Origin of the sequence: Ferruginibacter sp. (genome assembly GCF_014377975.1) — a bacterium.
Classification (GTDB): domain Bacteria; phylum Bacteroidota; class Bacteroidia; order Chitinophagales; family Chitinophagaceae; genus Ferruginibacter.
Genome location: NZ_JACMOO010000402.1, coordinates 1 through 12,313, shown reverse-complemented (window position 1 = coordinate 12,313; position 12,313 = coordinate 1). Strand labels below are relative to the sequence as shown.

General features: G+C 39.6%; 9 protein-coding genes. 4 read left to right on the top strand and 5 right to left on the bottom strand.

Annotated elements, in window-relative coordinates; genetic code table 11:
* Positions 1 to 2,463: a TonB-dependent receptor gene (locus H7254_RS19680; protein ID WP_301934601.1), complete on the bottom strand. Its 2,463-nt coding sequence runs from the start codon at positions 2,461 to 2,463 to the stop codon at positions 1 to 3.
* Between the two features lie 256 nt (positions 2,464 to 2,719).
* Positions 2,720 to 3,457, bottom strand: a complete 738-nt coding sequence (locus H7254_RS19675; RefSeq protein WP_301934600.1) for a class I SAM-dependent methyltransferase — start codon at positions 3,455 to 3,457, stop codon at positions 2,720 to 2,722.
* 244 nt (positions 3,458 to 3,701) lie between these two features.
* Between H7254_RS19675 and H7254_RS19670 the strand changes: the two genes are divergently transcribed.
* From H7254_RS19670 to H7254_RS19660, 3 genes are read left to right on the top strand one after another with little or no spacing between them, the layout of a single operon-like run.
* Positions 3,702 to 4,193, top strand: coding sequence for an acetyl-CoA carboxylase biotin carboxyl carrier protein subunit (locus H7254_RS19670; protein WP_301934599.1), 492 nt, complete (start codon positions 3,702 to 3,704; stop codon positions 4,191 to 4,193).
* A gap of 57 nt (positions 4,194 to 4,250) precedes the next feature.
* Complete coding sequence (accC, locus tag H7254_RS19665; protein ID WP_301934598.1) at positions 4,251 to 5,723, top strand: acetyl-CoA carboxylase biotin carboxylase subunit; 1,473 nt, start codon at positions 4,251 to 4,253, stop codon at positions 5,721 to 5,723.
* 41 nt (positions 5,724 to 5,764) lie between these two features.
* Positions 5,765 to 7,306 carry an acyl-CoA carboxylase subunit beta gene (locus tag H7254_RS19660; protein WP_301934597.1) on the top strand — a complete coding sequence of 514 codons (1,542 nt, stop codon included), beginning with the start codon at positions 5,765 to 5,767 and terminating at the stop codon, positions 7,304 to 7,306.
* A 24-nt stretch (positions 7,307 to 7,330) separates the two neighbouring features.
* Here H7254_RS19660 and H7254_RS19655 read toward each other — a convergent pair whose 3' ends face one another.
* The gene (locus tag H7254_RS19655; protein WP_301934596.1) at positions 7,331 to 8,386 is read right to left on the bottom strand and encodes a trans-acting enoyl reductase family protein; all 1,056 of its coding nucleotides are present in this window, start codon (positions 8,384 to 8,386) and stop codon (positions 7,331 to 7,333) included.
* Positions 8,387 to 8,720: 334 nt separating this feature from the next.
* Here H7254_RS19655 and dctA point away from each other — a divergent pair, with 334 nt between their 5' ends.
* A complete protein-coding gene (dctA, locus tag H7254_RS19650; protein WP_301934595.1) occupies positions 8,721 to 9,983 on the top strand; it encodes a C4-dicarboxylate transporter DctA in 1,263 nt (420 codons plus the stop codon).
* Positions 9,984 to 10,024: 41 nt separating this feature from the next.
* Here the strand turns inward: dctA and H7254_RS19645 are convergent, their stop codons facing one another.
* Positions 10,025 to 11,098, bottom strand: coding sequence for a phosphotransferase enzyme family protein (locus H7254_RS19645; RefSeq protein WP_301934594.1), 1,074 nt, complete (start codon positions 11,096 to 11,098; stop codon positions 10,025 to 10,027).
* 99 nt (positions 11,099 to 11,197) lie between these two features.
* Positions 11,198 to 12,232, bottom strand: a complete 1,035-nt coding sequence (locus H7254_RS19640) for a LacI family DNA-binding transcriptional regulator (RefSeq protein ID WP_301934593.1) — start codon at positions 12,230 to 12,232, stop codon at positions 11,198 to 11,200.
* Between the last annotated feature and the right edge of the window lie 81 nt (positions 12,233 to 12,313).

Sequence of the window (12,313 nt, the reverse complement as noted above, 5' to 3'; positions counted from 1 at the left end):
TTAATCCAACGGCGCAGCCCCTTCACTCTCCTTGTTCCTGTTGTCCTTTTTAAATTCCAGCTTTCCAAACTTCCAGGTAAAGTTGATGCCTATGGAACGGAAAGGTATTTTGCGTAAACCATTTACAGAAAAGCCGGGGCCAAACAACACCGTTTTTTGATTTACATATTCCTGCATAAAATTATTGGCTGTAAGTGCCAGGCTGCCTTTCTTTTTCCAAAACTGTTTGCGCATGGCAAAACTGTACGTGGTAAATGACGGATACCTGCCCTGTGCCTCGTACCTCGCAGAATTGAAGTTGCCAAAAAATTCGGCTACCAGCGTATTAGTAAACTCGTAATTGGCATTGAGATTAACGCGGTAATTAAAACTGTTGTAATCATAGCCCTGATCCAGCGTATTAATGGTATGCCGTCTAAATAAAAATACATTACTTCGCAGGCCCAGCTTGGTATTGATATGTACATCTGCAAAAAGATTCATACCCAGATTTTGCTCCATGCCAATATTTTGGCGGGTGTTTACCGTAACATTGGTATACGTAGTGTCGCCAACTTTATAGGATGGATAATATACCAGGTACGGTTGTATGTCGTGTTCATTAACCCTGTAAAATAAATTTAACATAACAGAGCCAGATTTACCAAGATCCCTGGAATATCCCAATTCAACGCGGTGGCCAATTTCGGGTTGAAGGTAGGGATTACCCGCAGTTAGATTTTTAGGGTCGTTTGTATTTACAAAAGGATTCAGGTCTTCATACCCTGGCCGCTCTATTCTTTTAGAATAACTCAATTTAACGGTGTGATGGTCCCCAATTTTTTTTGATAAAAATATCGAAGGTACCAAAGTATTGTATCCTGGAATTTTTACCTGGTGCTGCGCATTGGAATAGTAAGAATTTATTTCTGTTCGTTCATAGCGGCTTCCGATTTTTGCCTGAAATAAACCGGCTACCGGAAAACTTATTTCTCCATAAAGTGCATATACTTTTTGATGGTATTTTAAATCATTGCTCAAAGAAAAATCTGGCTGGTACTCTTGCGTCACTGGACGGTAGCCATCTACGTTGGAAGTGCTGTTGATATTATAATAGGATGTCTTGCTACCAACACCCAGGATAACATCTTTTTTCAGCGGTTGGGTATAATCTATTTTTATTTCTGTATTATTAGTTTTGCCGGGGTTATTGCTTCTTCTGCCATAAAATAAAGAATCCTGTGGTAACAGTGACTGCTCATTGGCGGAAGTATTTTTATTGTTACCAAAACTGGTGTTTACACTTATCTCCAGTTCCTGGTCTTCTTTTGCAAAGGTTCTTTTATAATTTAAACCAGCATCCACATTTTTAAATGTATAAATATAGTTGGAGTTGATTGCAGATAATATGGATGGTTCACCCACTACTTTATCTGAATGCAGCGCCTGGTTGGTTTGGCCGTTGCCGGTATAACCAAAATCATTGTACGATACTGAACCAGAAAGGCTGTTGAATTTTTTATAGGTCCAGTCAAAACCTGTACCCGCCTGTATTCCATGCCTTTCAAACTGTCCTGTACCTTCCTGGTGCAGTGTGTTGTTGCTAATGCTGTCTTGGGTAAAACGGTCGCTGCTGGAATGAGTGGTAGAAGTCAATCGCTGGTTACCACTTACAAAAGCATTCACACCAAAATTATTATTGCGGGCATTTAAATTAAACGATCCATTTTCATTGCGTGTACCGGCGGTTAATGATAAATTGCCATTGTAGCCCTTGGCAGTATTGGTTTTTAAAATGATATTGATGATGCCGCCCAAACCCTGTGCATCGTATTTGGCACCGGGGTTGGTAATTACTTCAATGCTTTTGATCTGGCTGGCGGGTATTGATTGCAGTACATCGGTGATGCTGCTTCCAAAAGCAGTAGAGGGTTTTCCGTTAACCAAAAAACGAATGCCCGAACTACCTGCCAATTGTACATTGCCATCCACATCTATCGAAACCTGGGGTACTTTTTTTAGTACATCCGTTGCCACACCCGATTGAGAACTAATGTCTTTCTCTGCATTGTAAACCATTTTATCAATCTTATTTTCAATCAGTTTACTTTGTGCTACAATTGTTACAGACTGCAGGTTGGTTTTTTGTGGATCAAGAGATATTGTTTTTATATCCACCACTGAATTGGTTTTATTCAACGACACCTCTTTTATTTTAAAAGGCTTGTATCCTATAAATTCACATACAATTGTATATACACCGTCTTTAATTTCTTTTATCATAAAGTGACCTGTTTTATCAGTCACAGTTCCGGTTAATGGTTTGCTGCTGCCTTTTAAAAATAAACTAACAGTGGCATATTCCAACGGAAGATGGGAGATAGAATCGTTGATGATACCCGTGATAGTGTTATCAGTGGATTGCTGTGCTTTTACAATCAACCCCAATAAAGAAAATACGATTAGTACAATTGTTTTTTTCATTCAAAGAATTATTTTTTGCAAATTTCCCTTCAAATTCTGAGGCAATTTTGATTAATGAAAAGTAACTTGCCTGTTTTATTTAACCGGTAAAATAAGTATGCTAAATGGTTTTTGACAGGAAATGAATAATCATTAAATCCTTCCTTTTGCTTAATGCCACTAAAAGTTAAAGCAAAAAGGATCGATGTAGAAAATCCATTGGGTGGTTGTTAAAACTACATTGGAGTATTAAAAAAACCAAGCGTAACTGCGATGATTACTTTATTTTTTCATACAATAAAAAATGCTGTATGGGAAGAAAGTCTCCTTTAAAATTGAGTACAAATCCATTTGCCGCCAATTCTTTATTTAGCTGTACCACCGTAGTTTTATGCAATGCTTTTATTGGTATAGATGGATCTTCGCCACGGTATTCAATCAGCAATAATTTACCATTTTTTTTGAGGGCGGTGTGTATAGCCTGCAGCATTTCTGCCGGGTATTCCAATTCATGGTATACATCGGTCATAATGACCAGGTCTGTATTGTTGGGCGGCAGGTTAGGTGTAAGCTCAGTGCTCTTTACAATTTCTACTACACTGTCTTTTATTGCTTGTTTTTTATTTTTAAGAAGGGCAATCATTTCATCCTGTATTTCTACGGCATATACTTTTCCCTGCGGCACTTTAGCAGCCAGCCTAAAACTATAATACCCGGTACCAGCACCAATATCAGCCACTACCCCGTTTGCGGGTAATTGTATTTTTTCAATGGCAAGCGAAGTATTTTCTTCTTTATCCCGTTCATCTCTTTCAAGCCAGTCGCTCCCTGAAGCACCCATTACATGAGCAATTTCCCGACCCAAGTAAAATTTTCCAATTCCATCGGCCGAAGCTTTACCCACTGTATATACCGCTGGTTTAGCAATAGCAGATACTGTATCTTTTTGTTGCGGATGGCATTTTGAAAAGCAACAACTGCAATAAATAAGGAGGAGTGCAAATTTTAATTTCATTGTGCTAAAGTTAAATCTGTTTTATTTCATAAAAATTTTACAAAGAAAACAAAGTACAGAAGAAATTGTTTTCATAACAATTGTACAACTTTTTGTTATTTGTACAAGGTGTTTTTTCTTGCTAAAACAAACCGCATGTATTCTATCTATTTTGATACTTTTTATTTCGTAATTTCCATCATCAAATTTTTTACCTGTTCGGTCAGGCGTATTTCCTAACAATCTACCGGCAAAACATTGCATTATGCCCGATACAAAACCAGTTTTTGAAGTGAAAGCAAATGAGTTTGAATTTTGTTTTACTTCCCAGCAAATTGAATCTGCCAATTTGGTACATACAGCCCCGCTTGTGTTTAATCTTTTGCAAAATAACCGGTCGGTAAATGCAAAAATTTTAACGGCTGACATGGCTTCAAAAAAATTTACAGTGGAAGTGGAAGGTGAGAATTTTATGGTAGAAATAAAAGATGAACTGGACCAGGTTTTACAAAAAATGGGTTTCGGCTTAGCCGCCAATAAAATAATTAAAGAGATAAAGTCACCGATGCCGGGTAGAGTAATTGAAATTGCGGTATGCAACGGCCAGGCTGTAAATGAAGGAGATAAAATATTAATCCTCGAAGCGATGAAAATGGAAAACTGCATTGTAATTCATTCCGCAGCAACCATTAGAAATGTAGCTGTGGTTGCAGGTCAAACAGTTGAAAAAGGACAGCTGTTGATAGAACTGGAATAGCAAATTTAATAATTCGACCAACCAGCCGGCAATAAAAAACAGCAAAGAAATAAAAAAATGCAAAAAATATTAGTTGCCAACCGCGGAGAAATTGCGTTACGAATCCTGCGTACCATCCGTAAAATGGGTATACGATCGGTAGCAGTTTTTTCGGAAGCAGACAGAAATTCACCACATGTATTGTATGCTGATGAAGCGGTTTGTTTGGGCCCTGCACCCTCCAATCAATCTTATTTAAACGGCGATAAAATAATCTCCCTTGCCAAACAATTGGGTGTGGATGGCATTCATCCAGGCTATGGTTTTTTAAGTGAGAATGCAGTTTTTGCTCAAAGCGTTGAAGATGCCGGAATTAATTTTATTGGCCCTTCGCCGGCAGCCATGCACATTATGGGCAATAAGCTTGCCGCAAAGGATTGCGTAAAAAAATATAATATTCCGATGGTGCCAGGTATTAACAATGCTATTGAAGATATTGGCCTGGCAAAAAAAACTGCCGGAGAGATTGGTTATCCTATTTTGATAAAAGCCTCTGCAGGCGGGGGCGGCAAAGGAATGCGGGTAGTGGAAAAAGAAGAAGATTTTGAAGAGCAAATGCAAAGGGCTTCCAGTGAGGCAAGTTCTGCATTTGGTGATGGCGCTGTATTTATTGAAAAATATGTATCCGCCCCACGACACATTGAAATACAAATACTGGCAGATAAGTCCGGCAATACAATACATCTTTTTGAGCGGGAGTGCAGCATTCAGCGCAGGCACCAAAAAGTAGTGGAAGAATCCCCTTCTTCTGTTTTAACGCCGGAACTGCGAAAGGAAATGGGAGCAGCTGCAGTAATGGTAGCAAAGTCATGCAACTATTTCAGCACAGGTACCGTTGAATTTTTGCTGGATGAAAGCCTCCATTTTTATTTTCTTGAAATGAATACCCGTCTGCAGGTGGAGCACCCGGTAACCGAAATGATTACGGGGATAGACCTGGTTGAAGAACAGATAAAAATTGCCCGGGGAGAATTATTGCGTTTTACACAAGACGATCTTACCATCAACGGACATTCTCTTGAACTAAGGGTGTATGCAGAAGATCCATTGAATAATTTTTTACCTTCTATTGGTACGCTTACCAAATATATAAAACCAGCGGGCGAAGGAATTCGGGTAGATGATGGTTATGAGGAAGGAATGACGATACCCATTTATTACGATCCCATGATAGCAAAATTAGTAACGCATGGCAAAAACAGAGCAGAAGCCATACAAAAAATGAAAGAAGCGATCAGCGCTTATAAGATTGAAGGCGTAGCCACAACGTTGCCTTTCGGCAGTTTTGTTTTTAATCATCCTGCTTTTTTATCTGGAAAATTTGATACTCATTTTGTTAAAAAATTTTATACTGCTGAAAAAATAAAAGATCAGCAACAGGCAAATGCTAATGCTGCAGCTATCGTTGCAGTAAGATACTGGATGGAATTGCAAAAAATAACCAGGCCGGTAGAAAATAAATCTACCGGTTGGAAAAGAAGACAGGCATAATTTGTAACGGATAAAAATAATTATTTTTTAAAAATATTTTGATGAAATCAAAAACCGAACTGCTTCAAAAGAAGATAGAAGAAGGTAAGGCCGGCGGTGGTGCGGAAAGAAATGCCCTGCAACATAAAAAAGGAAAACTTACCGCAAGGGAAAGGATTGGTTTATTGATGGACCCCGGATCGTTTGAAGAAATCGGAGCGCTGGTATTGCACCGTACCAAAGATTTTGGTATGGAGGATCAGCAGTTTTATGGCGATGGGGTTATTACAGGTTATGGCACGGTAAACGGCCGGCTGCTTTATGTTTTTGCACAGGACTTTACTGTTTTTGGTGGCGCTTTGTCAGAAACACACGCAGAAAAAATTTGTAAGATCATGGACCTTGCCATGAAGACTGGTGCGCCCATGATAGGATTGAATGATTCGGGCGGGGCCAGGATACAGGAAGGAGTACGATCATTGGGAGGATATGCTGATATTTTTTACCGGAATGTTTCTTCAAGCGGCGTAATTCCCCAAATATCTGCCATCATGGGGCCATGCGCAGGCGGTGCGGTGTACTCACCTGCCATTACTGATTTTACCTTAATGGTAGAGGGGAGCAGTTACATGTTTGTAACAGGCCCCAACGTTGTAAAAAAGGTTACCAATGAGGAAGTAAGTTCAGAAGAATTGGGTGGCGCTTCCACACATTCCACAAAATCGGGTGTAACACATCTAACAGCTGGCAATGATATAGAATGTATTATAAAGCTAAAAAAGTTACTTAGCTACATTCCTCAAAACTGCGAAGACAGCGTACCAAAAATTCCATATATTTTACAGGACGAAACAAGGGAATGCCTGGAAACAATTATTCCGGAAACTACCAGTCAGCCCTATGATATCCACAAAGTAATTGATGGTATTTGTGACGAAGAAACCTTTTTTGAAATTCATACCAACTATGCTGAAAATATTGTTGTTGGCTTTGCACGCCTGGCCGGCAGAAGTATTGGTATTGTTGCCAACCAGCCTATGAGGCTTGCCGGGGTACTGGATATTGACAGTTCAAAAAAGGGTGCCAGGTTTACCAGGTTTTGCGACTGCTTTAATATTCCTTTACTGGTATTGGTAGATGTACCAGGTTTTTTGCCGGGTACCGACCAGGAGTGGAATGGCATCATCACCAACGGAGCAAAGTTATTGTATGCATTTAGTGAAGCCACCGTGCCACGTGTTACTGTAATTATCCGAAAGGCTTACGGCGGTGCGTATGATGTAATGAATTCGAAACACATTGGTGCTGATATGAACTTTGCGTGGCCCACTGCCGAAATAGCCGTAATGGGGGCAAAAGGTGCCAGCGAAATAATTTTTAAAAAAGAAATTGCAGAAGCAGCAGACCCTGTTAAAAAGTTGCAGGAAAAAGAAGCCGCGTACGCAGAAAAATTTGCAACGCCCTACCTTGCTGCAGAACGGGGTTTTATTGATGAAGTGATAGAACCAAAAGATACCCGCAAAAAACTTATAAAAGCATTTGCCATGCTGGAAAATAAAGTGGCCCAAAGACCAGGAAAAAAACATGGAAACATCCCGCTATAAAATATTTTTTGCCATTACGGATTATCAAATGCACTCTCTTTCTACGCCTGGGATTTCCATTACCAGGTTTTCACCATAAGCACTTGCCGGCGTTTGATAACCTGGAGAAAAATTACCATTCAATATTTTTTGCACTATGATTAATGCGCTGTGGGCGGTAAAAGTGTACCCTTCAGGTGCGCTGAGCAGCACGGTCGCTTTTTTGCCAGCCTCATCAACAACCTGCCCCCATACGAAACTGACAGCAGCTTTTCGCTGTGCATCAGAAGGACCCGCAGGGCGCCGGTTGATTTTATTTTTAATAAAGTTGCGTATTGTATTTCTGCGCAGCAACCAGTTAAACAGCCATTGCAGCTTTAAATAATTATAGGTTTTTTTAGCAACGCTGGTATAGGTTTCAATATTTGGTATGCCGGTAGTAAACCATGCAGTTGATATATCTCCCCAGGGAATACTCATTACAAATAACTTTTTCACACCAAAATCAACCCACATGCCTTTTTTACCCAACCGTACCCTTACAATTTCTCCATTTTTTCTTTCTGCACCGCCCTCACCTAATTTCTCTGCAATTGTAGTGGCTGTACCATGAGATACTGTGCCTCCTAAAGTGGCAAAAGCAAGTTGAAGGGTAACAGCACGGGGCATTAAGTTTTTTAATTGCAGGGCTACACAATCGGTAGGTACAACATCAAACCCCGCTCCGGGCAACAACATAACACCCGCTTTTTTTGCTGCAGCATCATATTGTTTTATCATTTCAAACACGGCAATATCTCCGTTGATATCCAGGTAATGTGTACCAGTCAGCAGGCAGGCCAACACCATTGTTCTGGCTGTATGTTCAAAAGGTCCGGCTGCGTGTACTACTACTTTTACTTCTTTTAATACAGCCAGCAAAGCAGCGCCATCCTCCAGATCAAAAACCCGGTAAGGTAAGCCCAGCCTGGCTGCGAGGGGTGCAATCCATTCTTTTCGCCGACCGGCAAGAATCGGCAGCAAATGATATTGCATTGCATGGCGTGCAATCAATTCGCCGGTATATCCGTTGGCCCCGTATAAAAGAAATTGACTTTGCATATTTAAAAATACAAAAAACAGTATTATTATCACGCATCTTCAAAAGTTATTCAATACTATGTTTAGCACCTGATTTTATAAACGCAGTAAATTTATCAGCATGATCCAATACCGTTCGGTTAACAAATTTCAAGTAGCGGCCGGGCATAAACGTAACGGTATACCGCCGGGATTGGTATAGCCACCAACCCTTAATTTAAAGGGATTGCAGCGTGATTAAGCATTGGTAAAAGGTTGGACTATTTGAAGGGTATAAATAATTGTAGACCACATTATTTTTGCCTGAACCAGTAACCAATAAAAAGTTATAATTTACTCATCTTAAAAAACTACTGTGAAATATTTAAAGGTTTTGTATGTACAGGTAATTATTGGTATTATGGCCGGCGTGTTGGTGGGCTTCCTTTTTCCAGGCTTTGCTTCCACCGCACAATTAATCAGCGAAACATTTATCAACATGATTCGCATGGTAATAGCGCCGGTAATATTTTTTACCATTGTAAGTGGCATAGCTGGTGCCGGTGAATTGAAAAAAGCAGGAAGGATTGGTGGTAAAGCTATTTTGTATTTCGAGATAGTAACTACCATGGCTCTGGTAATTGGCCTTATAGTAGCCAACTTGGTAAAACCAGGGGTGGGCGTTGTTTACAGCAATATTCATCCAGATAAAGTAGCGCAATATACCACGCAGGCAAAAGCCATGAACTGGGGAGATTTTTTTTCTCATATCGTGCCGGTCAATATTGTAGAGTCGTTTGCAAAAGGCGATATTTTACAAGTCCTTTTTTTTAGTATTCTTTTTGCCATTGGATTAAAATGGGTAGGTAACAGGGGCATTTCATTACTAAATAATTTTGAAACCATCAATAAAGTACTATTCAACATTTTAAAAATTGTGATGCGGCTAAGCCCCATTGGTGCCTTCGGTGGAATGGCTTTTACAATCGGTAAATTTGGTTTTAGCAGCCTGGCTATGCTGGGTAAACTGCTACTTACTTTTTATGCCACCGGCCTGCTGTTTATTTTTGTAGTGCTCAACCTGGTGGCACGTTATTATAAATTTAGTTTGTGGAAATTACTGGTGTACATAAAAGAAGAAATTTTGATTGTACTCGGCAGCAGCAGCAGTGAAGTAGCCCTGCCATCGGTAATTAAAAAACTGGAAGATGCCGGCTGCGATAAAGAAGTAGTGGGTTTAATTATTCCTACAGGATATAGTTTTAACCTGGATGGTACTACTATTTATTTAAGCATGAGCGTCATATTTTTGGCGCAGGTGTTTAATGTTGATCTATCCCTTGGGCAGCAGTTGAGTATTATTGGTATACTACTGTTAACCAGCAAAGGGGCTGCAGGCGTTACCGGAAGCGGGTTTATTGTGTTGGCATCTACGCTTACTACCTTAAAAGTAATACCGCTGGAAGGCCTTGCTTTACTGATTGGAGTAGACAGGTTTATGAGTGAGGGAAGGGCAGTGATCAATTTTATTGGTAACACGGTAGCCACCGTTGTAATTGCAAAAAGTGAAAAAGCCATTGATGAAGCAATGTATAAAAGAGTAGTTACGCAAGGCCTGCCCGCTATAAAAGAAGCGTAACTATCCAAAAGCTTACTGTATAATCGCTAAAATCTGCACCGCTAATTTGGTAAAGCTTTTTGTACAAACGAAGTAACCTGTTGTTGCAGTTGTGTTTCTTTTTCCATCAGCTTTTTTAACAACGTAATCTGGTTATTTGCTCTAAATAAATTGTGATTAGGGTAGCTTGCACCATAATAAACATCTTTCATTAAATGGTCGGCCAAAAAACGAAGGGCCTGCATATAGATCATGAATTGACCGGCATAAACAAAATGTTCAATCTCTGCTTTGCTTAACTCATATTGCATTTCTCCCAGATACCCCTGCACGATGGCAACAAAATAATCTTCTCTTATTTCAATTTTGGTAAAATCTTTTTCTTCTTCACTTACCGGACTTACATACGTTCTGATCATGTCGCCCACATCGCTGATAAAATAACCGGGCATAATCGTATCAAGGTCTATAATACACAAACCTTTGTCATTATCATTGAGTAGTATATTGCTGATCTTGGTATCGTGATGCGTAACTCTTTTTTTAAACGCATCACTTTTTGTAATGGTCTCAAATATTTGGGTAAGATGATAGTTGGCCTTAATAAATTCAATCGATTCTTTGGCTTCCTCAATGTCGGTGGCTGAGGCAACAGCCAGTGCATTTTCAAATTGCTGATAGCGAAGCGATAAGTTGTGAAAATCAGGTAACGTTTCCTGTAGTTTTGTACAGTCAAAACCAGCCAGCAGCCTTGTAAATTTTCCAAATTGCCTGGCTGCCTCAAAAGCCTGGCTGGTACTGTTTACCACGTCAATGGTATGCGAACCGGCAACAAATGGATACATTCTGAAATAACCAAGTCCTGCCTCATACTCCAGTTCTTTGCCACTAATATTTTTTACCGGTGTTGTAAATTCATAACCGGGCGCATTGGTGGTAAGGTAGGCTGCCAGTAGTTTTATGTTGTTTGCAATTGCTTGTGGATTTTTAAAAATATGGTGATTGATCCGTTGTAAAATAAATGTTTTACTGGGGGTGATTACCCGCCAGGTACTGTTTATAAGGCCGTTACCAAATGATTGTACAGTACAATTTTTTATATTAAAGCCGTATGCAGGTAACACTTTTTGCCACATATTTTTGAAGATAGAAAACAAACCTAAACAAAAGCATGTGTGAATTTACATGCAAACGATTGCGCCGGTTTGAAGTAAAAAAGATAGTTAAAACTATTTTTAGGGTAAGTTATTTTCCTGTACCACCAATTGCGATTCAAGAATTATTTTGTAATAAGTATTGGCTCCTTCCTGTCCTACATTTTTACTATTCAGCAGTTCCAGCAGGGTTTCAGTAGCTTTTTGCCCCTGCAGGTATGGGAACTGTTCTACCGAAGCCATTGGCGGAAAGGCAGTGTAATGGCTGATGGGTAAATTGGCATAGCTAACAAAACAGATATCTTTATTGATGCGTAATTTTTGTGTACGGGCATATTGAACTGCATCCAGCGCAACATAATCGTTAAACACTACAATGGCCGTAGGCTTGCGTTTAAGCTTTAATAAATGTTCTGTGGCTGCATATACTTTCTCTGTACTTAAATCGCAGTTAATAACAAGGGTAGGATCAAATTTTAACCTGTTTTTTTTCATTGCCTGTATATAGCCCTCTTCCCTTTCAATGCTGGCGGCTAATTTTTCCGGGCCATTGAGCATGCCAATAACACGGTGACCTTTTTTTATTAAAAAATTAATTGCCTGTATCGTACCCGATATCAGGTTGCAGGCTACGTAATGTATATTAGCCATATTGGGTATCCGATCGAAAAAAACAACGGGTATATTATATCTTTTTAAAGTTTCAAAATGATCGTAGTTATTGGTTTTACTGGCGATGGAAACCAGCAGTCCATCTACGCGATGGCTCTTCATGGTTTCAATAATTTGTTTTTCTTTTTCTTCACTGTCATGCGATTGACCCATTAAAACCGAATATTTATTTTTATAGGCACAGTCTTCAATACCACTGATGGCAGCAGAAAAAAAAGCTTCTGACAATTCGGGTAATACTACGCCGATGGTAAATGTTTTTCGCTGCTGAAAAAAAATAGCTGTTTGGTTGGGTTCATAATTTAATTCCTTTGCCAGTTGCTGCACCCTCATTTTTGTGCGCAGGCCAATGCTGCTATGATTGTGCAATGCCCTGGAAACGGTTGAGGCAGAAATATTAAGCCGCTTGGCAATTTCGGTAATGGTTGGCAATTTGTTTTCCATTTTGCAACTTATCAAAATTTACGCAGGGATAAAAAATAAATTTGTGCAAACGATTGTCATCAACAATGCGGCACTGAATGA